General features: G+C 28.6%; 26 protein-coding genes. 4 read left to right on the top strand and 22 right to left on the bottom strand.

The window, feature by feature from the left end; all coding sequences use genetic code 4:
* Nucleotides 1-6: 6 nt before the first annotated feature.
* The gene (gene oppB / locus AACK91_RS08905; RefSeq protein WP_338965985.1) at nucleotides 7-1251 is read right to left on the bottom strand and encodes an oligopeptide ABC transporter permease OppB; all 1245 of its coding nucleotides are present in this window, start codon (nucleotides 1249-1251) and stop codon (nucleotides 7-9) included.
* Between the two features lie 203 nt (nucleotides 1252-1454).
* Here oppB (AACK91_RS08905) and AACK91_RS08900 point away from each other — a divergent pair, with 203 nt between their 5' ends.
* Nucleotides 1455-1925 (top strand): hypothetical protein, encoded by a 471-nt coding sequence (locus AACK91_RS08900; protein ID WP_338965947.1) that lies wholly within the window; start codon nucleotides 1455-1457, stop codon nucleotides 1923-1925.
* A gap of 98 nt (nucleotides 1926-2023) precedes the next feature.
* On the opposite strand, the gene AACK91_RS08895 is transcribed toward AACK91_RS08900, so the two are convergent.
* Together AACK91_RS08895 and AACK91_RS08890 are read right to left on the bottom strand one after the other, a co-directional pair.
* Nucleotides 2024-2296 (bottom strand): hypothetical protein, encoded by a 273-nt coding sequence (locus AACK91_RS08895; RefSeq protein WP_338965983.1) that lies wholly within the window; start codon nucleotides 2294-2296, stop codon nucleotides 2024-2026.
* An 8-nt stretch (nucleotides 2297-2304) separates the two neighbouring features.
* Entirely contained in the window at nucleotides 2305-3306 is a 1002-nt protein-coding gene (locus AACK91_RS08890) for a sulfite exporter TauE/SafE family protein (protein ID WP_338965980.1), read from the bottom strand.
* 201 nt (nucleotides 3307-3507) lie between these two features.
* On the opposite strand from AACK91_RS08890, the gene AACK91_RS08885 reads away from it, so the two are divergent.
* Both AACK91_RS08885 and AACK91_RS08880 read left to right on the top strand, forming a co-directional pair.
* Nucleotides 3508-4470, top strand: coding sequence for an IS1/IS1595 family N-terminal zinc-binding domain-containing protein (locus tag AACK91_RS08885; protein WP_338963247.1), 963 nt, complete (start codon nucleotides 3508-3510; stop codon nucleotides 4468-4470).
* A gap of 188 nt (nucleotides 4471-4658) precedes the next feature.
* A complete protein-coding gene (locus AACK91_RS08880) occupies nucleotides 4659-5621 on the top strand; it encodes an IS1/IS1595 family N-terminal zinc-binding domain-containing protein (protein WP_338963247.1) in 963 nt (320 codons plus the stop codon).
* Between the two features lie 157 nt (nucleotides 5622-5778).
* Here the strand turns inward: AACK91_RS08880 and AACK91_RS08875 are convergent, their stop codons facing one another.
* The 17 genes from AACK91_RS08875 to oppB (AACK91_RS08795) all read right to left on the bottom strand — a co-directional run bounded on the left by AACK91_RS08875 (nucleotide 5779) and on the right by oppB (AACK91_RS08795) (nucleotide 24268).
* Nucleotides 5779-5961, bottom strand: a complete 183-nt coding sequence (locus AACK91_RS08875) for a hypothetical protein (RefSeq protein ID WP_338965978.1) — start codon at nucleotides 5959-5961, stop codon at nucleotides 5779-5781.
* A gap of 21 nt (nucleotides 5962-5982) precedes the next feature.
* A complete protein-coding gene (locus AACK91_RS08870; RefSeq protein ID WP_338965977.1) occupies nucleotides 5983-6339 on the bottom strand; it encodes a Rid family detoxifying hydrolase in 357 nt (118 codons plus the stop codon).
* Entirely contained in the window at nucleotides 6339-7583 is a 1245-nt protein-coding gene (gene ilvA, locus AACK91_RS08865; RefSeq protein ID WP_338965976.1) for a threonine ammonia-lyase, read from the bottom strand. Before ilvA ends, AACK91_RS08870 begins: the two co-directional genes overlap by 1 nt.
* 213 nt (nucleotides 7584-7796) lie before the next feature.
* On the bottom strand, nucleotides 7797-8768 hold the full coding sequence (locus AACK91_RS08860; protein WP_338965975.1) for an ABC transporter ATP-binding protein: 972 nt from the start codon (nucleotides 8766-8768) through the stop codon (nucleotides 7797-7799).
* A 23-nt stretch (nucleotides 8769-8791) separates the two neighbouring features.
* Nucleotides 8792-10549, bottom strand: a complete 1758-nt coding sequence (locus AACK91_RS08855; RefSeq protein WP_338965973.1) for an ABC transporter permease — start codon at nucleotides 10547-10549, stop codon at nucleotides 8792-8794.
* A gap of 214 nt (nucleotides 10550-10763) precedes the next feature.
* Nucleotides 10764-10991 carry a hypothetical protein gene (locus tag AACK91_RS08850; RefSeq protein ID WP_338965971.1) on the bottom strand — a complete coding sequence of 76 codons (228 nt, stop codon included), beginning with the start codon at nucleotides 10989-10991 and terminating at the stop codon, nucleotides 10764-10766.
* Nucleotides 10936-12333, bottom strand: a complete 1398-nt coding sequence (locus tag AACK91_RS08845) for an amino acid permease (RefSeq protein ID WP_338965968.1) — start codon at nucleotides 12331-12333, stop codon at nucleotides 10936-10938. Before AACK91_RS08845 ends, AACK91_RS08850 begins: the two co-directional genes overlap by 56 nt.
* 202 nt (nucleotides 12334-12535) lie before the next feature.
* Nucleotides 12536-12727 (bottom strand): hypothetical protein, encoded by a 192-nt coding sequence (locus AACK91_RS08840; protein WP_338965965.1) that lies wholly within the window; start codon nucleotides 12725-12727, stop codon nucleotides 12536-12538.
* A 210-nt stretch (nucleotides 12728-12937) separates the two neighbouring features.
* Nucleotides 12938-13900 carry an IS1/IS1595 family N-terminal zinc-binding domain-containing protein gene (locus tag AACK91_RS08835; protein WP_338963247.1) on the bottom strand — a complete coding sequence of 321 codons (963 nt, stop codon included), beginning with the start codon at nucleotides 13898-13900 and terminating at the stop codon, nucleotides 12938-12940.
* A 278-nt stretch (nucleotides 13901-14178) separates the two neighbouring features.
* Entirely contained in the window at nucleotides 14179-14484 is a 306-nt protein-coding gene (locus tag AACK91_RS08830; RefSeq protein WP_338965963.1) for an MMB_0454 family protein, read from the bottom strand.
* Between the two features lie 31 nt (nucleotides 14485-14515).
* The gene (efp, locus tag AACK91_RS08825; RefSeq protein WP_338965961.1) at nucleotides 14516-15073 is read right to left on the bottom strand and encodes an elongation factor P; all 558 of its coding nucleotides are present in this window, start codon (nucleotides 15071-15073) and stop codon (nucleotides 14516-14518) included.
* 165 nt (nucleotides 15074-15238) lie between these two features.
* Nucleotides 15239-15889: a hypothetical protein gene (locus AACK91_RS08820; protein ID WP_338965959.1), complete on the bottom strand. Its 651-nt coding sequence runs from the start codon at nucleotides 15887-15889 to the stop codon at nucleotides 15239-15241.
* A gap of 1 nt (nucleotide 15890) precedes the next feature.
* Nucleotides 15891-18065: an ABC transporter substrate-binding protein gene (locus tag AACK91_RS08815; protein ID WP_338965957.1), complete on the bottom strand. Its 2175-nt coding sequence runs from the start codon at nucleotides 18063-18065 to the stop codon at nucleotides 15891-15893.
* A 2-nt stretch (nucleotides 18066-18067) separates the two neighbouring features.
* Complete coding sequence (gene oppF, locus AACK91_RS08810) at nucleotides 18068-20287, bottom strand: oligopeptide ABC transporter ATP-binding protein OppF (RefSeq protein WP_338965956.1); 2220 nt, start codon at nucleotides 20285-20287, stop codon at nucleotides 18068-18070.
* A 1-nt stretch (nucleotide 20288) separates the two neighbouring features.
* Nucleotides 20289-21992: an oligopeptide ABC transporter ATP-binding protein OppD gene (gene oppD, locus AACK91_RS08805; RefSeq protein ID WP_338965954.1), complete on the bottom strand. Its 1704-nt coding sequence runs from the start codon at nucleotides 21990-21992 to the stop codon at nucleotides 20289-20291.
* A 26-nt stretch (nucleotides 21993-22018) separates the two neighbouring features.
* Nucleotides 22019-23011: an oligopeptide ABC transporter permease OppC gene (gene oppC / locus AACK91_RS08800; protein WP_338965952.1), complete on the bottom strand. Its 993-nt coding sequence runs from the start codon at nucleotides 23009-23011 to the stop codon at nucleotides 22019-22021.
* 12 nt (nucleotides 23012-23023) lie between these two features.
* Nucleotides 23024-24268 carry an oligopeptide ABC transporter permease OppB gene (gene oppB / locus AACK91_RS08795; protein ID WP_338965949.1) on the bottom strand — a complete coding sequence of 415 codons (1245 nt, stop codon included), beginning with the start codon at nucleotides 24266-24268 and terminating at the stop codon, nucleotides 23024-23026.
* Between the two features lie 203 nt (nucleotides 24269-24471).
* On the opposite strand from oppB (AACK91_RS08795), the gene AACK91_RS08790 reads away from it, so the two are divergent.
* Entirely contained in the window at nucleotides 24472-24942 is a 471-nt protein-coding gene (locus AACK91_RS08790; protein ID WP_338965947.1) for a hypothetical protein, read from the top strand.
* Nucleotides 24943-25040: 98 nt separating this feature from the next.
* On the opposite strand, the gene AACK91_RS08785 is transcribed toward AACK91_RS08790, so the two are convergent.
* Together AACK91_RS08785 and AACK91_RS08780 are read right to left on the bottom strand one after the other, a co-directional pair.
* A complete protein-coding gene (locus AACK91_RS08785) occupies nucleotides 25041-25313 on the bottom strand; it encodes a hypothetical protein (RefSeq protein ID WP_338965944.1) in 273 nt (90 codons plus the stop codon).
* A gap of 8 nt (nucleotides 25314-25321) precedes the next feature.
* Entirely contained in the window at nucleotides 25322-26419 is a 1098-nt protein-coding gene (locus tag AACK91_RS08780; RefSeq protein WP_338965941.1) for a sulfite exporter TauE/SafE family protein, read from the bottom strand.
* Nucleotides 26420-26429: the final 10 nt, after the last annotated feature.

Raw genomic sequence — 26429 nt, 5'->3', positions numbered from 1 at the left:
CCTCCTTTATTTTGTTAATTTAACACGGGGGTCTAAGACCGCCATAATAATATCTGCTAATAAACTAGTAATAATTCCAGAAGTTGCTGTTAAGAGAATATATCCCATTATAACAAAAGAGTCTTTATTTCCAACTCCAGAAACAATAAATTTACTCATCCCCGGAATTGATCAGTTTTGTTCGGCAAAAATACTGGCCCCAAAAATAGTTGTGACAAAAGCAGTTGGCAATAATCGAAAAATTCGAATTCCGGCATTACGGAAAATATGAATATAAAAAATGTAACGATTAGTCATCCCTTTTGATAAGGCAAAATTAGTATAGTCAGCGGTCATTTCATCAATAACATACCGTCTTGTGTTAATCACAATTGGCGGGGTAATCATTAGAAAAATCGCAAAAACTGGCCAAAACTTAGTATCAAAGGTTCCAGAACTAAATAACCCATGAGCATAAAAAGCATTAATTGAAATCAAATAAACGCCCACCACTAAAACAACGGGAGGAATTGCTAAAAAGATAATTGAAGCGGCATTAATCGTATTATCAACACTACGTTCTTTATTTTTAGCAGAAATAATTCCTGGGGGAACACCAATTAAATAAGCTAATAACACAGCAACTGAACCAAAAGCAAATGAATACGGAATTGCTCTGGCAAAAATTTCTGATACTAATTCCCCCGGTTGGGCAACAGCTGTTGAAAAAACAACCCCTAAATAAAAGAATGTTGTAATTTTATCTCCAACCAATTGTCCCGTTACGGGATCAAAAGCACTGTTAACAATAATTGTCTTTTTAAAAAACGGTATAATATTATATAAATATGTCCCTAATTGGGTTCAAATTGAACCATATACACCAAAGATTTTCATTCTTTGTTCTAATAAATTATTATATTCTGGTGTTCCAGGAAGAATATTTAATTTATTAATATCAATATCAGAAATATAAATATCATCTGGTGTTACTAATCGTAATAAAATAAAAATAACACAAATTGCTAATAATAATGTAATTATGGCAAAAAAGATTCGTTTTAACGAATAACCTAATAATGGAAAACGATTAAAAAATTCACGACGATGATGATTAAAGATACTAGTTCGATATTTCATCTCCACCAGTCATGATGTTCGTTTATCTGCCCCTTGATAATCTAACTCAACATTATTAAACTTTTGGTCATACTCTTTTGCAACTAAAATATTGTTTTCGGAAATATTTTTCCTCTTGTTAATCCCTTTCATATATTTTTTTCCCTCCTTATATTAAGGAAAAATAAAATGTCCCTTTTTTAAATTTTTAATAAAATAATGTACTTAAAATAATTCGTTCAAATAATGTGCTCGATACAAAATATAATTTTATATTATATTATTATATTTTACTTTTGTAAAAAATACAATATAATTTAATAATAAATTTAAAAAATATTAATAAGGGGGATCCAATGGCAAAAAAGAAGAATGTTTTTAAACAATTACATAAATTAAAACAAGAGCAAAAAAAAAACCACCAAAAAGAGGTGGCAGAAATTGTTGATGAGACATATCAAAATCACACTTTAAAATTAGAAACTTATCAAAAACTAAAAAAAATTACTTGATTTCATTGTTTGATTGCGGTGTTAATTAGTGCAATTATTATTGGTTTTAGTTTTTTGCTCGGTATTTTTGCATTTAAAGACATTAAAAAAACCGAATGAATTGTTGTTAGTTTTTTAGTTGTTATTCTATTAATTTGATTTATCTTGGGATGATATAAAAATAAAACGGCTGCTGCTTATTTTAATGATCACCGTCGCCGTTATCAACCAACGTTAACTGATGAAGAAGCAAACATTAAAAAAATTCGTAATATTTTACTAATTATTGGCGCCATCTTATTAATTTCTTCCCTAATTATTTTCTTTACTGTCTAATTCTTTTTTAAAAAGAAAAAGCCTTGCTTGTAATAGCAAGGCTTTTAAAACTAAATTTATAATTAAAAAGCTAATCCATAATTCTTAAAAGTTGGTTTTTAAGTTCATACTAATGATTTAACATTACATATCTTCATTTTTGACTGTTCTTTTAAGATATCATCAGTATGCATTCAACTAATACTGACCATTTTTTCGAGAAGCATTTCATTAAATTGCTCTTTATATTTCTGATAATAATTTTCGGTTTGTGCCTTACTTACGTTAACATTTTCTTTCCGTAAAGCTAAGTATTTCTTAAATAACATAAATGCCGCATAGTACATTACCCCAACGGCAAATCATTTTAAGTAATGGGTAAAATCATTCATTTTAACCCCTAAATTCCAACAAAAACAACAAAGAAAGCAGTAACAGTTCCCACAACACCACCGATTAAAAGACCATAGGCCACTTTGGGACTATAATTATTATCACAATGAAATGTTCATGCGGTTGTTGGCAAGGCAAAACCAGCAGCACACGTCATAATTGGAAAAGCAATAATTGTTTCCATTCCTAATAATGACACGATCGCTAAAGCTGGCGCATACAATCCAACGCCAAAACTTTGTAATCCTCCAATGATAAAGAACGCAATAATCCCAACAGCTAATTTTCAACCACTAAGTCCTTTTGTTCCAACAGTATTAAATAGTCCAACTTGGCCTAAAATCATTAAAATTCCAGCCGCCGCTAAGGACACTGCCACGAATAAAGCGACAAATTTTTTATTAACTTTATTAACAATCTTTGCGGAACAAAAAGCCCCAATCATAGCGGCAATCACTAAAGTTACTAAGGTTACTAGTTCAACTTGAATTGCACTAACAAACAAGGTTCCAGCTAATAAATTTGGAATTGTTAAACCAACATTTAATGTTCCTGGTAACTTTTTAACATCTGGAACACTATTTGTTGCATTCAAAGCAGCAACCGTTACCACAAAGCTACCAACCCCAATCGTATCAGTAAAACTACCAAGAAAACAAATTGTTGAAATTTTGAAAAGGTTTTCTTGTTTATCTAAAAAAATTCGTTTTGTTGTATTATAAATAATAAAAACTAAAAATCCTAAAATTAAAATAATACCAACACACATAAAAATAAAGGCTGTTAAATGGTTTTTATTAGTAAAAGTGAAGTTTTGGCCATCATTAACAATTTTAAAATAAAATAAGTAATTTACTAATAAACTAGCTAATAATAACAATAATGTTAAGGTCACGGCAATTATAGCAATTGTGCGCCCACTTAAACTTCGTTTCATCATATTATGTTCTGTTTTAATATTTTTTAATTGTTGTTTTTTAACTTGACTTGTTTCAGTTTCATCGTGCAAAACACTAGCAATTTTTGTTTTAAATTCTTAGTGTAATGATTGATGGTCTAAATCACTTTTTAATTTATTTGTTTCTTGATATTCTCACATTGCCAATGAATAATTTAAATTTAAATATTCTCTTTAATTTTGTCGAAAACTCTTGATATTTATAAAATATACCTAAAATTAGGTATATTTTTAATATATAGAGGTAAATAAATGATGAAAAAAATAATTACAGAATTAATAAATAGCTTAACAGATGATCAATTTTTAGAATTTTATGAAAAAATAAAACAACAAGCAGACTTAATTAAAAAACAAAAACGTTTAAATGAAATTGATCAAAAATTTAGAGATAAAGGCATTATATGTCCTAATTGCAAATCTTTTCATTGTGTTAAAAATGGTCATAATTCCGAAGGAAAACAAAAATATTTATGTAAAAAATGTCGTGCTAGTTTTGATGCATTTCGTCATCATTTTACTTATTGAAGTCATTTAAATTATGAACAGTGAAATTTATTAATTCAAATTTCATTGTTAGGACAATCTAGTAAAATAATTTCTCGTTTTATTAAAACAACCCCAAAAACCGCTTGATATAATCGACAAAAATTAATGCAATCAAAACAATTAGAAAATACACAGTTAAAATTTAAAAAATTAAATGGTCAAATCCAAATGGATGAAACATTTATTAAAGAAATTCATAAAGGCAATTTTAAAGATAAATTTGATAAACGAAAAACTCATCTAGATCCATTTTCAACTGATACCAAATGCTGTATTCAAATGGCAGTTGATAGCAATAATAATATTTTTGTTCAATCCACCAATACCAAAAGATTACAAAAACAATGGATTATTGAAAATATGAATAAGCAACTAATTAAAGAAAAATCAATAATTATTTCTGATATGCAACCACTATATTTATTAGTAGCAAAACAAACAAATTCTACTCTATATTCCACCAAAACTAGTACAAACCCTGATACTAGTTATCAAAAGTTAAATAAGATTAGTAAATTACAATCCAGTCTTAAAGAAGCCTTAATTCATTATCATGGTTTGGGTTTCACTAATATTCAAAATTATTTAAAGCTCTGAAAATGAAAATACCAACACAAAGGTTTAACACCAAACCAACAATCAACGGTATTATATTTTAACGTTTAAAAAATTTAAAGCAAAATCATAATCTTACACAAAATTAGTTTTCAAATTGTCATATTGATGATTTTTTTTATTTCATCAAGAGTTTTCGACAAAATTAAAGAATATTCTCTTTAATTTTGTCGAAAACTCTTGATATTTATAAAATATACCTAAAATTAGGTATATTTTTAATATATAGAGGTAAATAAATGATGAAAAAAATAATTACAGAATTAATAAATAGCTTAACAGATGATCAATTTTTAGAATTTTATGAAAAAATAAAACAACAAGCAGACTTAATTAAAAAACAAAAACGTTTAAATGAAATTGATCAAAAATTTAGAGATAAAGGCATTATATGTCCTAATTGCAAATCTTTTCATTGTGTTAAAAATGGTCATAATTCCGAAGGAAAACAAAAATATTTATGTAAAAAATGTCGTGCTAGTTTTGATGCATTTCGTCATCATTTTACTTATTGAAGTCATTTAAATTATGAACAGTGAAATTTATTAATTCAAATTTCATTGTTAGGACAATCTAGTAAAATAATTTCTCGTTTTATTAAAACAACCCCAAAAACCGCTTGATATAATCGACAAAAATTAATGCAATCAAAACAATTAGAAAATACACAGTTAAAATTTAAAAAATTAAATGGTCAAATCCAAATGGATGAAACATTTATTAAAGAAATTCATAAAGGCAATTTTAAAGATAAATTTGATAAACGAAAAACTCATCTCGATCCATTTTCAACTGATACCAAATGCTGTATTCAAATGGCAGTTGATAGCAATAATAATATTTTTGTTCAATCCACCAATACCAAAAGATTACAAAAACAATGGATTATTGAAAATATGAATAAGCAACTAATTAAAGAAAAATCAATAATTATTTCTGATATGCAACCACTATATTTATTAGTAGCAAAACAAACAAATTCTACTCTATATTCCACCAAAACTAGTACAAACCCTGATACTAGTTATCAAAAGTTAAATAAGATTAGTAAATTACAATCCAGTCTTAAAGAAGCCTTAATTCATTATCATGGTTTGGGTTTCACTAATATTCAAAATTATTTAAAGCTCTGAAAATGAAAATACCAACACAAAGGTTTAACACCAAACCAACAATCAACGGTATTATATTTTAACGTTTAAAAAATTTAAAGCAAAATCATAATCTTACACAAAATTAGTTTTCAAATTGTCATATTGATGATTTTTTTTATTTCATCAAGAGTTTTCGACAAAATTAAAGAATATTCTTGAATCTTTTGGCAATATTCATGATAAGATTCTTTAATATATTTTTCTTTTAATTCAAAATCAGCTTTGGTAAGATTATTTTTTTAAGTGCTTGTTTTAAAAACGAAATTTGTTGTTTATAAAACGCTTTTAATTCCCCTTGCCGATCAGTTCATTGATAAATTTTTTCTGTGTGATGAAGTAAATAATTCTCATTCTTAATAATTTTTTCTACTTGAGTTTGATTTTCCACATGTTATTTAAAGGCAATAACTTAAATTTCAACAAGGCCAGATTTTGGTAAGTCTTTCACCGCAAATGTACTTCTTGCCGGTTTATGTGAACCAAAGAATGCTTCATAAACTTCATTAACAACAGAAAAATCGTTAATATCTTTTAATAAAATTGTTGTTTTAACAACATTATTTTTGTGATAGTTTGCGGCGGTTAAAATCGCAGCAATATTTGTTAGAACTTGGCTAGCCTGACTTTGAATATCAGCGCCTAACACCATTGTTTTCGGATCAAATCCTAATTGTCCCGAAATATACAAAAAGCCATTTGAAAGTTTTACTGCTTGAGAATATGGACCCACTGCTTTGGGTGCTTGATCAGTATAGATTAATTCCATTATTTTATAATTGAATCAATAAATTCTTTTTCCATCACAGTATATCCCAACTTCTCTAAGTCAATAACAATGTCTCCTAATTCAGCTTTTGTATTAATATCAACTACTAATCGAATAATTTCTCGATTAATTTCTAAACTATTTTCTAATTGTGAATCAGAAATTTTATGAATTTGAACACCATAAGAATCAACAACATTCGTAATCTTTGTTAAATGTCCTTTCCCTAGTGGTGCATCAATTTTTAAAACAACCCTACGCCGCTGATTAATTAAAGCTCGGTTTGTAATATTTAAGAAAGTTGTCACATCAATATTTCACACTGATAAAACACAAACAATTTTTTTGTTTTTAACATTTAGTTTATTAAATAGCATTGCGGACGTGGTTACTGCCCCTGCGCCTTCTGCGACAATTTTACAATTTTCAAATAAAAATAAAATTGTTTCAGCAATTTCTGCTTCTGATACAAGGATAACATCATCAACATATTTATTTAAAATACTAAAGGTAATATCACCAGTTTGTTTAACCGCAATTCCATCGGCAATTGATAATTTACCGTGAACTGAAAACGATTTATTGCTTTTCCTTGCTTCATAATAACTTGGAACATTTTGACTTTGTACACCTATTAATTTACAATTGGGATTTACAGCTTTGACATAACTTGCAATTCCTGAAAGGACCCCCCCCCCCCCCCCACCAATTGGGACAAGAATGTAATCAACATCTTTCAATTCTTCTAATATTTCTATTGCAATTGTTCCCTGACCAATAATAACATCAGGATCATTAAAAGCATGAACAAATACTTTATCTTCTGCTTTTGCAACCTCTAATGCTCTTTGATTGGCATCGTCAAAAAAATCACCATGCAAAATCACTTCTACACCATAATTTTTAGTTGCATTAATTTTACTAATTGGAGCTGTTTTTGGCATCACAATTGTCTCTGGAACTTTTAATAAGTTAGCTGCAAAACTAACTCCTTGTGAATGATTCCCAGCGCTTGCCGCAATAACGCCCTTTTTAATTGTCGCTGGTTCAAGAGCCATCATTTTTGATAAAGCTCCTCGTAATTTAAACGAACCAGCACGTTGTAAGTTTTCTAATTTTAAATAGACTTCATTATCAGTAATATTGCTTAATTTTGTTGCATAAATTACTGGAGTTTTGATAATGTGGTTTTTAATTTTGTTATATGTATTTTCAATTCGTTCTCTTGAAATATCATATTCCATATATTGTTCCTTCTTTCTCCGAATTTGTTTGAGCCTAATTTAATTATACAAAAAAAATATTCTTAAATTTTTCAATTCTTATAAAAATATTTTCTTAATTTGGTTGTACTTTACCATAATTTACTGTAATTTATGACACTTTATCATTCCCTAACGACCGTATCCCCCCGGTCCAGGACCTACCCCAGTACCTGGTAAAAATTTTTGACTTTTTTAATTTGATTTTTTTCGTAATTTTCGATTTGTTGTCATATTAGGTGGTAAAGTAATATTTAATTTTTGTAGTAAGAAATCAAATGAAAATTCAACTTCACTAATTTTTACAATCTTAATCCGTTTCTTTAACGCATACTGAGTAACATAATATAAATGTAACGGCGAATTTAAAACAAAATTTAAATAATTATTGGTCTTATCATATCAATTTGGTACCCGATTAGAGTTAAAATAACGCATCATAGCCTGTGGATTATTAGTAACAAAATAATAACTGTTTTTAATATTAAAAGCCGCTAATTGACCACTATAAATTTGGGTTCCATTCATAACCATTGTAAATTCATCAATATATTCTTTAATTTCATCTAGTAAATGTGATGAAAAAAAGACTGTTTTTCCACGTAGGGTTAATTGTTTTAAATAAAAAATAATTTTTTTTCGATTATTAATATCTAATCCTGCTTCTGGTTCATCCAAAATTAAAATTTCTGGATCATGAATAATTCCTTGAATAATCATTACCCTTTTTTTCATCCCCGATGAAAAAGAATTAACATCTTTATCACGGTGTTCTCAAATTTCTAATGACTTCATTAAGTATTCAATTCGTTCCCGTAAATATCTTCCACGCAAACCATTTGTTTTTCCCATGTATTTTAAGAAGTTATAAGAACTAATGTTTTCTGGAAAAGTAATAAATTCTGGTACATAACCAATCATTTTTTTCATTCCAAGTTTGGTTGCTTTTTTACCAAAAATAGAGATATCACCTTTAAAACCTTTTAACCCACCAATTAAAGACTTAATGAAAACGGTTTTTCCACTACCAGAAGCTCCTAAAATTGCATGTAATTTTCCCCGTCCAACATTAAAGTTAAAAGGACCAACAACACTATTTTTAAATTTTTTAGTAAAATTTCGTGATGAGATTGCAACTTCACTGACTACTAATGCATTATTATTCATTTCTTAGCATCCCCTTTCAACTTTTAAGTAATATTTTTACGGCGTAAGATTAAATAAGCAAATATTAAGAAAAGACACGATAAACCGAGATAGATATATTGAATTAAACTAATGTTCAAAAATGGTGCTGGGTAAACATCAATTTTCTTATCAGCCCCTAAGGCTAGACGGAAATCTTGATAACTCATTAAATAGTTATTTTGAACCTCAAAGTCAATGTTACTCCGCTGTAATGGTTCAAATCAATATGGCGTGAAGTTTAACGAAGCGGTTCAAATTTGGTTTCAATGTTCAATAATATTAAACTTCGAAATTAAACCATAAGTATTCATTAGGTTATCATATTTAATTCACTCATTGTTAATTTTAATTGGTTGTTCTTCAAGTAATTTATAATCCATTATTTTCTTTAAAATATTAATTTCAATTTCACGAAGAACAAACAGGGTTGGTGAATCAAAATAATCTAAGACCCAATCTCTAAAATCACTACCATTATTATAATCGGACAATGTTCCTTTGTATTCATTATCTCATTCTTGACGAAAAACATCCGTTGGATTAAATGAATTTTCTTCCGATAATGTCCGATCAACTGTTACTAATTTGCTATCATTTGTCGTTGATAAACTATAATAGGAAGCAGTGGGATTAAAGTAAAATAACGATGTCCCACTAAAAAGATTCATTGTAATATAATTTGTTCATGAACCCGCTGCCTTTGAGACAACTGCCATGTAATCAGCAAGTTCTTTTTGAACGGGGTCATTTTGATCTAATTCTTGTTCTGATTTGAAAAAATAATCTGTTGCAAAATTAACTTTCATTGAAACATCATTTCCGCTCGCTGCTCCAACATTATTAATAATTGTTTTAAGATCTTCAAGCTTATTATCATAAAGATATCTTGTTGATGAATCTCATGCTTTAAGTTTTTTGATTTCAAATTCTTCTGTTTTAGGAACAGTTAATCCTAAATTTTTATAAAAATCTAAGCGACTAACACGTAATGCTGGGTCACTAGTAATATCTTTGTAGTCATCATTTTTAAAGACTAAATTTAAATCACTATAACTTCATTCATCATAAAAGTTTCAAATCGCATTAGTTAAATGAGGATATTTAATTAAATCTTTTTTAAGATTCTTTTTAAAATTAATTGTACTTTTAATAATTGGAACTGGATAGTTTTGAGTAATACTATCATTAGCAAATGTTAATTCAACGGTTTTTGCTAAACTCATAATTAATGAATATGGCATCCCACCAACTAGAAACAAACTACAGAAAATAACAACAATTAGTAAAACAACTTGTGAGTTTAAAAATGTTACCGCAAATAAAATCCCACTTGAAGCAAAAAATGATAATGCCATTGAATAAAGAAATAATTTTAATAATAAATTTTGATAAACTTGTAAATATTGGGGATCCTTATTAAAAATATTACCTAAATAACCAATCCCAAAAGCAAAAAGAATAATTGTTCCTAAAAAAAGAAGAATTAAAATTCAAAGGGCAATTATTTTTAATAAGAACAGGACAAATCGTGAATATGGCTTTGAAATTAATAACAAATATGTTCCATCTTCAAATTCACAACCAAAAATTTTAATAATTACTAATAAAATAAATAGCAATAACAAAATATTATTAAAGATAAAAACGCCATACTGAAAATTCTTAAAAAACTCATAAACATTTTTTGAAGAAGAAAATAAAGTAATAGCAACTGCCCCAAATAAGACAACTGATAAAATAAAAAGAACTCAAACCGCCATTGAACGGCGTATTTTAAAAATTGAAAAAGAAATCAACGACCATCATAAATTTGATTTGCCTGATCTTAATACTCTATTCGCCACCTACAACCCCTCAAATCTTTTAATAATTTGTTATACATATATATTATATAACATTTTCATGATTTTTGATACTGCTTTTTTACTGCAGCGAAAAATACCATAATGACCAAAAAATAAATAATATTGCCTTTTAGGCAATATTATTTGTATATTTAATTTTTAAACTATATTTAAAATCTAATTGAAAGTGCGATTGATCAAAGGGTTGTTCTCAAGCGTATGGGACAAGGTCAATAATTTTATCTTTCTTGTTCTCTTTACTAAAAATTCAATGAATACGTAAATTTTGAATATTTCCATTTTTACGAATTTGAACAATTTCACGCGTTGGTAAATATCTTTCGTTTAAAGCTGACATTAAAATATTTTTTTTGATTTTGGGAAAGAGCAATTGGTAATCCCAATGTTGGTAAATATCCTGTTCATGTGTCAACGCTAAATTTAACTGGTTTATCATATAGTTTTAATAATGGCTCAAAATGTTTTTTAAAAGTAGTTGTTTCATAAACATTATTGGCCCCCTTATTTAAATTAGCAACACCATTAATTTTAATAGCATCATCAAGCACTTCTTGTTTAATTTTAACAGCAAGACGAAGAATCGCTTGTCCAGTATAACCTTCTATTTCGGTCGCATCTAATTGTAAATTAACAATATTTGATGATTCTTGTTCTAAAACTATTTTAAGGTTATTATTTTTGAATAAGGTTTGTAATGAATCAGAAACATCTTTTAATTCTAATAATTTTGCAACACGTGATCGTAGTAAAATTTCCTTAGCGTTATTTAAAACCCAATTAGCATTAGTTCCTGTTGTTGAAACAATATTATCAATTAAACTATAATAATGTCACACAAAAACAAAGCATAAAATAATAAATACAATTGGAAAGGCAATATGTTCTCATAACCGCATTTTAATTTTACGTTGATACCCTAGTTTTAATGTAACGGCAATGACCATCGCATAAATAAAAATTGTAATTGCTGATGACGCTTCTGTTAAAGATGAAATATCAAACGGTTGTTGATATGTCATTGCTTGCGCTGGAGTTGCCATAAACCAAAATTCTTTTGTTAAACCAACTCCTTTAATAATATCGGGAATTGCTAATCAAATAAAAATAATTAAACTAGTAATTACCAAGTTTAAAATCGAAGCACGCGCTGGTAAACCATCTTTGTTTAGTTTTCGTAAACGATCAGGTAAATATACTTCAGTTGATAATGGTTGTAACGAAGTTCCACCATACAGCGCATTTTGCATTGCAACATTAACCTTTAAGGACAACGCACTAATAATCATAATAATCGGACCACCATATAAAATAAGTTTATTGTTAAACCCTAAACTCCATGTCCCTATGTTCATATTTTGAACAAAGTGATTAAAAGCTGCAAAGAAAATAATTGAAATAACAATATAGAAAATGGTACTAATTAACATAATTAAAATAATTCCACTGCCAATATTTTTTTCTGGATTACTAATATTTCTCCCCGCGGTTGAGAATACTTCAAAACCAGCAAAGAAGAAAAAGCAAGAGTTAAAAGCTTTAATAAATCCCGGTAATGAAAATTTAGTATTGTGCCCCCAATAACTTAAATTTTCCCCACCATGTTGAACCGCTAAAACTAAACCATAAATCCCCAAATGAGCCTCAATCAGCAGCATACCACGGAACGGTAATGCTTCCATCAGGATTAACTTGTGAGATTCAATCAGCTCCAAATGAACCACGAATTAACATCATTACTTGAATCGTAATTAAGAATGGTAATTAGACATATTGCATAAAAGCAACAAAAATTCCTCAAAACTTTCCGAAAGTTGTTCGCACATAAATATATGAAGCTCCATTATTGTTTGAATGGTGAACTCGTGCCATTTTAGCAAATGCTTATGCACATATTCCAGCAATTAGTCCTTCCACTGCAAATAACCACATAGTATGAATTCCAATTGAGTTAGGTTCTGAAATATTTGCTAAAATAGCAAAATTACCGATAAAACTAATTCCAACAATATAATTAAAGCCTAATCAAACAAAATCCGCCAAACTAAATTTTTTGTTCTGTTCTTTTTTAAGCATAAAATAGTTTTTTCCTTCCTAGTTAAAAAACAGTGTTAATATTTAATTGATGATATTTACATAAAAATTAAATTATAACATTCAAATTATTTAAATTTTTTCTAAATAATCTTTAATTTTGTCGAAAACTCTTGATGAAATAAAAAAAATCATCAATATGACAATTTGAAAACTAATTTTGTGTAAGATTATGATTTTGCTTTAAATTTTTTAAACGTTAAAATATAATACCGTTGATTGTTGGTTTGGTGTTAAACCTTTGTGTTGGTATTTTCATTTTCAGAGCTTTAAATAATTTTGAATATTAGTGAAACCCAAACCATGATAATGAATTAAGGCTTCTTTAAGACTGGATTGTAATTTACTAATCTTATTTAACTTTTGATAACTAGTATCAGGGTTTGTACTAGTTTTGGTGGAATATAGAGTAGAATTTGTTTGTTTTGCTACTAATAAATATAGTGGTTGCATATCAGAAATAATTATTGATTTTTCTTTAATTAGTTGCTTATTCATATTTTCAATAATCCATTGTTTTTGTAATCTTTTGGTATTGGTGGATTGAACAAAAATATTATTATTGCTATCAACCGCCATTTGAATACAGCATTTGGTATCAGTTGAAAATGGATCGAGATGAGTTTTTCGTTTATCAAATTTATCTTTAAAATTGCCTTTATGAATTTCTTTAATAAATGTTTCATCCATTTGGATTTGACCATTTAATTTTTTAAATTTTAACTGTGTATTTTCTAATTGTTTTGATTGCATTAATTTTTGTCGATTATATCAAGCGGTTTTTGGGGTTGTTTTAATAAAACGAGAAATTATTTTACTAGATTGTCCTAACAATGAAATTTGAATTAATAAATTTCACTGTTCATAATTTAAATGACTTCAATAAGTAAAATGATGACGAAATGCATCAAAACTAGCACGACATTTTTTACATAAATATTTTTGTTTTCCTTCGGAATTATGACCATTTTTAACACAATGAAAAGATTTGCAATTAGGACATATAATGCCTTTATCTCTAAATTTTTGATCAATTTCATTTAAACGTTTTTGTTTTTTAATTAAGTCTGCTTGTTGTTTTATTTTTTCATAAAATTCTAAAAATTGATCATCTGTTAAGCTATTTATTAATTCTGTAATTATTTTTTTCATCATTTATTTACCTCTATATATTAAAAATATACCTAATTTTAGGTATATTTTATAAATATCAAGAGTTTTCGACAAAATTAAAGTAAATAATTTATCTATAATTATAACAATCTGAGGTGAAAAAGCAAGCACGAAAAAGAAAAAAACTAGACCTTTTAGGTTCCTGTGAAAAGATTGTTTTACCAATAAAAAAGAAAATCCAAAGATTTTCATAAATAATGCTATTATTTTGTTAATTTGTTATTTTTTTTATTCAGCATTCCATCATTAATTACTTTAGGTTAATGACGATAAGCAATACTAATATTTTTTAGTTTAATTTGTAATGGGTAACTTAGTTCCTTCGTGATTGCTTCATTAATTTCTTCTGTTAACTCAGTTAATTCTTCTTCACGTAAGATCTTTCCACTAATATAAATATGTAAAATTGAATTATCAATCATACGGCATTCAATTTTATCAATAAAATATTGGTGAGTAATATCACGAATTGAATATAAAATAATTTTTTTAATTGTTAATAAACTCACAATAATACTACCACGGTGATTACTATCGATTGTTAACTCAGTAAAATTATTAGCCATTTTCGATCACCCCTTACATTTATTTTATTTTTTATGCACGGCTAGAATATTTACCATCACTTGTTGAGACCGTAATTAATTCCCCTTCTTTAATAAATAATGGTACTTGTACTTCTAACCCAGTTTCTAAAACTGCCTTTTTCATCGCGCCAGAACTAGTATCACCTTTAACAGCCGCTTCCGCTGTGGTAATTGTTAAATCAACTTTATCTGGTAAAATGATACCCAAAACTTCACCTTCATATTTTGTTACCGAAGCCATTACTCCTTCTTTAAAAAAGTTTTTTTCTCATGTTAATCTACTTGACGGAACTTCTAATTGTTCATAACTTTGGGTATCCATAAAAATAACATTCGCTCCATCATCATATAAATATTGCATTTCAACCTTATCAATCATTGCTTTTTCAACTTTATCACCGCCAGTAAAAGTAATTGATGTTGTCGCGTTGCTACGAAGATTTTTTACTTTTGCCTTAACGTGAGCTTGCCCCCGCCCCGACTTTGAGTGTTGTGCTTCAACTACAGCATAAATATTACCTTCATATTGAAATGTTAATCCCGGACGGAAATCATTTACACTAATCATTTTCTTCTTCCTTTTCTATCTTATCTTTTTTATGATTATAACCTAATTTTAATAATAAATAAAGACACAAAGAAAAATTGTTAAATTTTTTGCGCTTTTTTGCCTCTTAATGTTTTAAAAAAGAAAAAGGCGCTAATTCTTCTTTTGAACTACACCCCGGTTCTGTTAACTCCAAGTAATAACATTTTTACCAATATAACGTTCTGAATTTTTCGCTGCGATAATTTCAACCTCAGTTGCCGTCTTTTGAATTTCAAAATGACGCGGTGTAAAATAAAAGGTTGGATTTAAAACCGCAAAATATTCCATCATTTCACTAACTGGTAACGTTGCTAAAACCTTTGTTTCATAATTAAACTTAATTGTTGCTAAATCAGCTGGTTGTGTTCGGTACAATGCGATTGCGATAATTTCTGTTGTATCAGCAAAATGAACACTCGTCGCATTTGCCTTAATTTTTACATTAATCAAAGTTGTCTTTTCGCCCCCACCAGGGATTTGCTGTCAAGTTAAATCAGTTCAACTAGTTGGAGTTGTTCCTTGCTGATAATATGTGAACTCCAGTTCATTACTAGCAACTTCACCGCGATATTGATTGGTTTCTAGTGCCTCATAAATTGCATTTTGAAAAATTGGTTCCGTTACAGTGGCAATTGTGTTTTGGTGATCAAAAACAGGAACTAATGCTAATTGGGTTTTAAATAACGCTAAGGAAATTTTACTACGATCACGTGTTGCAAAATTATTACAACTAACAGCTGTTACGGGAGCACTAAATACGGTCAAAGCACTAAACATTGTCAATAGTCTTTTCATTTTAATAATCCTCCCCAAAAGCCGCATAATCAGTTTGAATAATTCCTAATTGTTTTTGATAACGAGCCTCAATAATTTGACGTTCACTAGCAGTTAATAAGTACGGATTTAATTCCATTCCTCAGTGTTTATATTTTGAACTTCCATAACCAACGGTAATTTGTGTTCGAGGGGTAACATATGAAATTCGAATTTGATATGAACCATTGGGAACATAAATTGGAATAAAAATAAAATCAGTATAAATTGAATTAAATTCTGCTTTAGCAAAACCTTTATAACGATTAGTTAATAATTTTGGATCAGTAATATGATCAGCATCATTAACTTGATTAGTATAATTTTTAAAAACATTATAGAAATTTTCAATTGCCGAAGTTTCTTTTAACCGATTTCAATATGGATTATTCAATTTATTTTCAATATCAGCAAAATCAGGAGCACGATTATTTACTAATTTTAAATCACTAAAAATGCGTGATGTTCCTGAATAATATTGTAAATCACCACCAAGGGAAAAGGTATGTAAATAAGTATATGGGTCAGCATAATCTGGTGATCATCCACAAACCAACAGATCTCAATCAGCTTTTTTCGTACGACTAGTATATTCTGTTGCATCAACAGTAATGTCTGGAATAATTTTAATAACATTATTTTCCGCATTAAACGAATCAATCATATTTAATAAGAAGCGATTACTTGTTAATGTTGATGCCCCATTCATTAAAAAGGTAATTTCAACATTTGATGAACCTGTGTTTTGTTGTAACCAAGTTCGAATATCATTCAAAATATCTTTATCGTTTTTTAATAAATCTTCATTCAGATACAAGGCATCACTACCATCTTTTAATAACTGACTGCTTGCTTGCACATCATTGTTTCGAAATTTCGCCGCATATTCTACTTCAACATAGTACGGATAATCAACCCCCGCATTATTAATAAAATCACGAGCAGTATAAACATTTCGTAAAAATTTTGATGTTTGTGAATCATCTAATGTTTCTGAATAATATTTTACAAACTTACTACGATCTAAATGAGTTGCTAAGTATTTTCGAATTTTATCATATTGTAGTGCCTTGCTCGCATTTAAACTTTTTTGAGCCAAACTACTGTTACTACTTAAAATATTTGCATTAGCATAATTAAGCATTAGCGTATAAGTGGCTGGATCAGGATTAATAATACTTGAGGCCCCACTAAAAACGGGATTGGCAGGATTAGGCCCAACATATTTCCCCCAACCATTGGTATCAGTTGGTTGAACAACAAAGTCATTAACATCCCCCGATTCAAATAATACTCGTTCCCGCGAAACATCATTGTTTGCTAAATAGGTATAATTCAATTTATCAATATAAGTTAATTTAGAATGACGATAGGCAGCATTTTTTCGTAATAAAACTTGCGAGGTTGAACTATATTTTTCAACTAAATATGCCCCCGAATACCAAATATTTTTATAATTTGTCCCATAATTATAACCTTGTAATACTGCTTTTTCTGGCATTGGTGCAAACGCTAAATAAGTCATTAAGGTATCAAAATACTCTGCTGGCTTTGCTAATTTAATTGTAATTTCATCATCTGCCGCGTTAACACTCATTCCTAATTTTGTTCAAATTGGGTCATTATAATAATCCGGTTGATATTTACCAGCTTGAAAATACTCTCAAATTTCTTGTGCTCCAGCAATAAAAGTTCGTCAAATCCCAGCGGTTGCTGATAAGTTTTTTGGAAATAACACAAACTTAGCCGTGTTAATCATATTACTTGCTTTAATTTGTCGTTGAAAGGTACCTTGATAATTAAATCATTTTGCTGCTGAAGAAATTTTATATTTTCATTCACTTGCATTAGCATTTGGTTGCCCAACATATTTTGATGTTTTATCGGCTTGCACCGCAAGATCACCAAAACTACGATTATATTTATCGGTTGCCACTAATGTTCCAACTAAGTCCGCTAAAATCTTATTATCCTCTCCTTGCATTGTTGTTCCGCTTGATCATGATGTTAACGGATATTTAAACATTGAACGAAAAACATTATCATAATTTAAACGGTTAGCTAATCGCTCTAAACTAATTCCGCACGATACTACCAAGGGCGTCACCGTTGTAATGGTCGTTAAACTTGCAAAAAGCGCTAATTTCTTCTTTAACATCGTTATGCCTCCTTACCTTTTGGACCAGCAATTTTAGTTTGTGCTGCCACAATTTCGCGGGAATTACCAAATAAATAATGTCCCGTTTTAATTTCAGTAAACTCTGGTAAATCAAATAAATAATCTCAATGTTCTTTCTCTGGTTCATAAATAAAATGAACTTTTTCCTTTTCATAATTTGGGTTCGGTAATGGAATTGCTGATAATAATGCCCGCGTATACGGATGCAACGGATTTGCAAATAATTCTTCGGCAGGTGCTAATTCAACAACCTGACCATGATAAATTACAGCAATTCGATCCGCAATGAAGCGCACAACCGACAAATCATGGGCAACAAAAATATAAGTTAAATTATATTTTTGTTGAAATTTTTTTAATAAATTTAAAACTTGCGCACGAATTGAAACATCTAACGCTGAAATTGGTTCATCGGCAATAATAAATTGTGGTTTCATAATTAAAGCGCGGGCAATCCCAATTCGTTGGCGTTGACCACCTGAAAACTCATGTGAATAACGTGATAAATGTTCTGGTAGTAAACCAACTTCTTTTAAAATATTTAGAATTAAAAAATTCTTCACATTATTGTCATTAACAGCCTCCAATGTTAGTTGTTTTTCATTTGTACCTAAATTATTATTATAATAATCTAAATATAATTTTCGGGCTTCATCATTTTTATATAACTCGGGAAAATTATTTAACCCTTCGCCAACAATTTCTGCAACAGAAATACGGTCATTTAGTGACGAAGATGGATCTTGAAAAATCATTTGAATCTTTTTCTTTTGGGCACGATTTTCCCGATGCGTTGGTAATTTAAAAAGCGCCGATTCCTTTACAATTTCATCAATTAATGGTAAATCTAATAAATCTAACAACCGATTTGAATCGTTAATTTCAGCTCTTGAATACTTGTATTCCTTGTGAATTCATAAATAATATAATTTAATTGTTTCTTGGTCGCGAAAAACCCCATGTCTTGCTAAGTAAGATAAGTCTCTTAATATTACTTGTAACTGGTCCTTATCTTTTATCGCCGCTAAAATATCTTTTAATGAATTACTACACTCATCAGCAGATAACGCCGCTAATGTTGCTGTAAAATCAGTTGCTGTTAATAAATTACCACTAGCAGTTGGTGAAATTGATGTTTTTAGCAAAGAATTAGCATATTTTTCTTGTAAATTACTAATTGCTTGCGCATTTGCAACTGGCTCTAATTGTAACTTCTTTAACTGTTTAAAATATTCTTTTTCAAAATCTTTTTTAAAGACATTATAACGTTTGTTATAAGCAGAAATATATTTCATTCGTTTTGATATTGGTACAAAAAGAATAAAAGCTTTTCGTTGGTTTTTTGTAATATTTTTAACCTTATCTAATAACTCATTATGAACTGGTAATAATTTTTCTAATTCTGAAAAAGATTGATTATAATATTTTTTTGCTTGCATTAGAACAAAGTTATCTTTTAATTCATTGCGAATTTGTTCTAATTTTAACAAAGTCTTATAAATTCGATGACCCAATAAAATACATCCTTCAATAATGGCAATATTTTCTTGTACCCGCATTGTAATTTCTGCTTCTAACTCTAACGATAAAGTTGGAATTCATTCGTGTAAATTATGAGCAAAACGATAAATCCGTTGGTAATTTTTTAAAATTTCCTTTAATAAAATTAAATTATTTTCATACATTTCTTTTACTAACGCAAAATTATTTTTACTATGATTAAAGTTTAACAAATCAACTTTATTTAAAGCAACATCACTAGTAATTAAATAACGCTCTGTTCCATATGAAAGTAATTCCTTTGTACTAATCACATAGTTTTTATTTTCAAAATAACGATAATAACTAATTTTTAAATTATTAATATAATTACTTAAGTTTTTATTTAGTAACATATTATTATTTTTTAAAAGGCGAAATTGTTCATTAATATGTAAATTAATTTTATATAATTGTGGTGGTTTTCCACGTAGTACCCGACGGTCCATATAAACAGTTCCATCTTTAATTGCTTGCACTCCCGCAATGGCACGACCAATTGTTGTTTTACCACTACCAGATTCTCCCACGATACTAAAAATTTCTCCCCGATAAATATCAAAATTTGCTCTTTTAACCGCATTTACTTTTTTATTTTTTTGGCGAAATTGAATTAACAAATCGCGAACCATAATAAATTGTTCTTGTTTGTTCTTGTTCATCTTATTCACCTACCTTTGCATCATTTTCAAGTTTTGCCAACTGTCGTAATTGTTTTGGTTTTTCCACTTTTGCTGCACGTGGATCTAATAATCATGTTTTCGCATAATGTGTTTCGGTTACTTTAAACATTGGTGGTTCTAACAAATAATCAATTTTCATTGCATATTTATTTCGAGGAGCAAACGGATCCCCATAAACTTTAGCATATAATGATGGTGGTGAACCAGGAATTGAATAAAGTTCTTCACCTTTTTCACCAAATTGTGGTAACGAAGATAATAATGCTCATGTATATGGATGTTTTGGGTTAAAAAAGATTTCATTAACTGTTCCATATTCAATAATTTGACCAGCATACATTACAGCTACTCGATTCGCAATATTTGCAACAACTCCTAAGTCGTGAGTAATAAAAATAATTGTAAATTTGTATTCTTTTTGCAATTCTTTAATTAAATCTAAAATTTGAGCTTGAATTGTTACATCCAAAGCGGTTGTTGGTTCATCACAAATTAATACTTTTGGTTGACAAGCTAACGCAATTGCAATAACCACCCGTTGGCGCATTCCGCCAGAATACATCCCAGGAATATCATGATAACGTTTTTTTGCCTTTGGAATTCCAACTTTTTCTAATAATTCAATTGCCATTTTTTTTGCTGCTGAACGAGAAAACTTACGATGTTTTCGTAATACTTCTGAAATTTGAAATCCAACGGATAATAATGGATTCAATGATGTCATGGGATCTTGAAAAATTGTTGCAATTGTTTGTCCACGTAGTTTACTAATTTGTTTTTCTGCTTTTAGTTTATTAATAAAACCAAAATTTTTAATTAAATTTCATTCTTCTCACAAATTATTAAAATCACGAACATTTAATGTCTCTTTTTTCAACATTAAAAGATTCATTTTATTAATCCGATAACGAACTCCATCAGTAAAAGTTTTTTTATTAAAATAAGTTGTAATCTTTTTAAATTCTTCAACGGTTGGAACGATTTGTTCATCAAAATATTTTTTTAAAAACAACATATTTTTATTTAATAAATGCTTTTCTGGTCATGTTAAATTTTTTATCTTACTAATTTCATTAGTATAATCAATAATTCGGCTTTGTAATAATTCAATGTTTTTTGCTTTAAGATTATCATCTAATAACATTGCTTCGTTTTTTTCCATTTTTTTAATTAAGGTACTAACTTTTACTAACTTATTATTTAGGCGATTTGAATGCGTAAAACTAATTTGTTTTTTTAATTCTTGTTCTTTTGCCTTTAATTGGGTAATTTCTGCTTTAACTGGTTCTAATTGTAAACTATTAATTATCTTAATTTTTTGTTCTGTTTTTGTAATTAATTTTTTATTATATTTCATAATACTTTTTCGTAAACTACTATCTAATAAAATTTTATGGAAATCAACTAAGTGCACTGGTTTTTTAAAGTACGCTAGCTCATCCGCTAAAATATTAGTTGATGGTGAATAAACAATTGAGCCATTACTAATTCACCCATTATTTTCTAACATATTTGTAAAAGTTTTTGTCATTATTGACTTTCCGCTCCCTGATTCACCAACAATTGCTAATGTTTCACCATCATAAATATCAAATGAAATATTCCGAATTGCTGTTAAAACATTCGACCTCGTTTTAAACTTTATAACTAATTTTTTAATTGAAATTACAATTTCTTTCCTCATAACACGATATCTCCTTTAATACTTTTTTATTTATAATGGTTTTTTGGATCTAGGGAATCAGCAAATACTTTCCCAAATAGGAAAAATAAAACAGATGTTCCGGCAATGAAACAAACGGGAATAATTAATAAATGTGGAAAATCTTGTCATTTACTTGACGCTAACACTTCATTTAAAATAAATCCTAATGTTGTATTTTCTCGTCCTTGAATAAAGCCAAAATTAAAGTAATTTAAAGTTAAATCAATTGCAATCGCCATTGGCACGGCAAATGATGCAGTTTGAATAATTAATGGCAAAATACGAGGCATAATATTTTTTGTAACAATTTTTGGTCCTGATGTTCCTAACATTTTTGACGCAAGATTGTATTCTGTATTACGAACTAGAATAATTTGAACACGAATAACTTCCGCTAAAGTAATCCAACTCGTCAAGGATACAACAAAGATAATTACAATCATCGATTTCCCTAAAGCAAAGATAATAATTAATCATAAAATTAAAGTTGGTACCAAATTTAAAAATCTAGTAATTTCAATAAATAAAATATCAAATTTTTTATAAAATCCTCAAATTGAACCAATAATAACTCCTAATAAAATTTGAATTACGGCAATAATTAAAGTAAATAATAATGTAGTCCGCATTCCAATCCAAATTTTATCTCAATAATTTTCCCCATTCATTCCTAATCCAAATAAATAAGTTGCATTTGGTGCTAACGGTTGTTGATAATTCGGAATTGGTAAATTAGCTGTTAATGGATTAGCAACTTTTCCAATTGGAACAATTGCGGTTAATAACACAATCGCAACTAATAATAGTAAACAAATAATAAATGTTTTTTTAGCAATTAAAATTCTCCCGACAACTTTTCAATAACTATATGATTTTGTTGAAATTCGTTCATTTTCTTCGATTTGAGGACCAACAATTTCAAATAAACTTAGATCTAAATTATCAACATCATAGTTTTGAAAATCAAATAACTCTTCATCTGTAATTCTTTTCATCATCTTGTTCCTCCTTTATTTTGTTAATTTAACACGGGGGTCTAAGACCGCCATAATAATATCTGCTAATAAACTAGTAATAATTCCAGAAGTTGCTGTTAAGAGAATATATCCCATTATAACAAAAGAGTCTTTATTTCCAACTCCAGAAACAATAAATTTACTCATCCCCGGAATTGATCAGTTTTGTTCGGCAAAAATACTGGCCCCAAAAATAGTTGTGACAAAAGCAGTTGGCAATAATCGAAAAATTCGAATTCCGGCATTACGGAAAATATGAATATAAAAAATGTAACGATTAGTCATCCCTTTTGATAAGGCAAAATTAGTATAGTCAGCGGTCATTTCATCAATAACATACCGTCTTGTGTTAATCACAATTGGCGGGGTAATCATTAGAAAAATCGCAAAAACTGGCCAAAACTTAGTATCAAAGGTTCCAGAACTAAATAACCCATGAGCATAAAAAGCATTAATTGAAATCAAATAAACGCCCACCACTAAAACAACGGGAGGAATTGCTAAAAAGATAATTGAAGCGGCATTAATCGTATTATCAACACTACGTTCTTTATTTTTAGCAGAAATAATTCCTAGGGGAACACCAATTAAATAAGCTAATAACACAGCAACTGAACCAAAAGCAAATGAATACGGAATTGCTCTGGCAAAAATTTCTGATACTAATTCCCCCGGTTGGGCAACAGCTGTTGAAAAAACAACCCCTAAATAAAAGAATGTTGTAATTTTATCTCCAACCAATTGTCCCGTTACGGGATCAAAAGCACTGTTAACAATAATTGTCTTTTTAAAAAACGGTATAATATTATATAAATATGTCCCTAATTGGGTTCAAATTGAACCATATACACCAAAGATTTTCATTCTTTGTTCTAATAAATTATTATATTCTGGTGTTCCAGGAAGAATATTTAATTTATTAATATCAATATCAGAAATATAAATATCATCTGGTGTTACTAATCGTAATAAAATAAAAATAACACAAATTGCTAATAATAATGTAATTATGGCAAAAAAGATTCGTTTTAACGAATAACCTAATAATGGAAAACGATTAAAAAATTCACGACGATGATGATTAAAGATACTAGTTCGATATTTCATCTCCACCAGTCATGATGTTCGTTTATCTGCCCCTTGATAATCTAACTCAACATTATTAAACTTTTGGTCATACTCTTTTGCAACTAAAATATTGTTTTCGGAAATATTTTTCCTCTTGTTAATCCCTTTCATATATTTTTTCCCCTCCTTATATTAAGTAAAAATAAAATGTCCCTTTTTTAAATTTTTAATAAAATAATGTACTTAAAATAATTCGTTCAAATAATGTGCTCGATACAAAATATAATTTTATATTATATTATTATATTTTACTTTTGTAAAAAATACAATATAATTTAATAATAAATTTAAAAAATATTAATAAGGGGGATCCAATGGCAAAAAAGAAGAATGTTTTTAAACAATTACATAAATTAAAACAAGAGCAAAAAAAAAACCACCAAAAAGAGGTGGCAGAAATTGTTGATGAGACATATCAAAATCACACTTTAAAATTAGAAACTTATCAAAAACTAAAAAAAATTACTTGATTTCATTGTTTGATTGCGGTGTTAATTAGTGCAATTATTATTGGTTTTAGTTTTTTGCTCGGTATTTTTGCATTTAAAGACATTAAAAAAACCGAATGAATTGTTGTTAGTTTTTTAGTTGTTATTCTATTAATTTGATTTATCTTGGGATGATATAAAAATAAAACGGCTGCTGCTTATTTTAATGATCACCGTCGCCGTTATCAACCAACGTTAACTGATGAAGAAGCAAACATTAAAAAAATTCGTAATATTTTACTAATTATTGGCGCCATCTTATTAATTTCTTCCCTAATTATTTTCTTTACTGTCTAATTCTTTTTTAAAAAGAAAAAGCCTTGCTATTACAAGCAAGGCTTTTAAAACTAAATTTATAATTAAAAAGCTAATCCATAATTCTTAAAAGTTGGTTTTTAAGTTCATACTAATGATTTAACATTACATATCTTCATTTTTGACTGTTCTTTTAAGATATCATCAGTATGCATTCAACTAATACTGACCATTTTTTCGAGAAGCATTTCATTAAATTGCTCTTTATATTTCTGATAATAATTTTCGGTTTGTGCCTTACTTACGTTAACATTTTCTTTCCGTAAAGCTAAGTATTTCTTAAATAACATAAATGCCGCATAGTACATTACCCCAACGGCAAATCATTTTAAGTAATGGGAAAAATCATTCATTTTAACCCCTAAATTCCAACAAAAACAACAAAGAAAGCAGTAACAGTTCCCACAACACCACCGATTAAAAGACCATAGGCCACTTTGGGACTATAATTATTATCACAATGAAATGTTCATGCGGTTGTTGGCAAGGCAAAACCAGCAGCACACGTCATAATTGGAAAAGCAATAATTGTTTCCATTCCTAATAATGACACGATCGCTAAAGCTGGCGCATACAATCCAACGCCAAAACTTTGTAATCCTCCAATGATAAAGAACGCAATAATCCCAACAGCTAATTTTCAACCACTAAGTCCTTTTGTTCCAACAGTATTAAATAGTCCAACTTGGCCTAAAATCATTAAAATTCCAGCCGCCGCTAAGGACACTGCCACGAATAAAGCGACAAATTTTTTATTAACTTTATTAACAATCTTTGCGGAACAAAAAGCCCCAATCATAGCGGCAATCACTAAAGTTACTAAGGTTACTAGTTCAACTTTAATTGCACTAACAAACAAGGTTCCAGCTAATAAATTTGGAATTGTTAAACCAACATTTAATGTTCCTGGTAACTTTTTAACATCTGGAACACTATTTGTTGCATTCAAAGCAGCAACCGTTACCACAAAGCTACCAACCCCAATCGTATCAGTAAAACTACCAAGAAAACAAATTGTTGAAATTTTGAAAAGGTTTTCTTGTTTATCTAAAAAAATTCGTTTTGTTGTATTATAAATAATAAAAACTAAAAATCCTAAAATTAAAATAATACCAACACACATAAAAATAAAGGCTGTTAAATGGTTTTTATTAGTAAAAGTGAAGTTTTGGCCATCATTAACAATTTTAAAATAAAATAAGTAATTTACTAATAAACTAGCTAATAATAACAATAATGTTAAGGTCACGGCAATTATAGCAATTGTGCGCCCACTTAAACTTCGTTTCATCATATTATGTTCTGTTTTAATATTTTTTAATTGTTTTTTTTTAACTTGACTTGTTTCAGTTTCATCGTGCAAAACACTAGCAATTTTTGTTTTAAATTCTTGGTGTAATGATTGATGGTCTAAATCACTTTTTAATTTATTTGTTTCTTGATATTCTCACATTGCCAATGAATAATTT

The sequence above is a fragment of the Spiroplasma endosymbiont of Sarcophaga carnaria genome (assembly GCF_964019595.1).
GTDB lineage: Bacteria > Bacillota_I > Bacilli_A > Mycoplasmatales > Mycoplasmataceae > Spiroplasma > Spiroplasma poulsonii.
The sequence above is the reverse complement of the archived record's forward strand: the minus strand, read 5'-3'. Positions and strand labels throughout refer to the sequence as shown.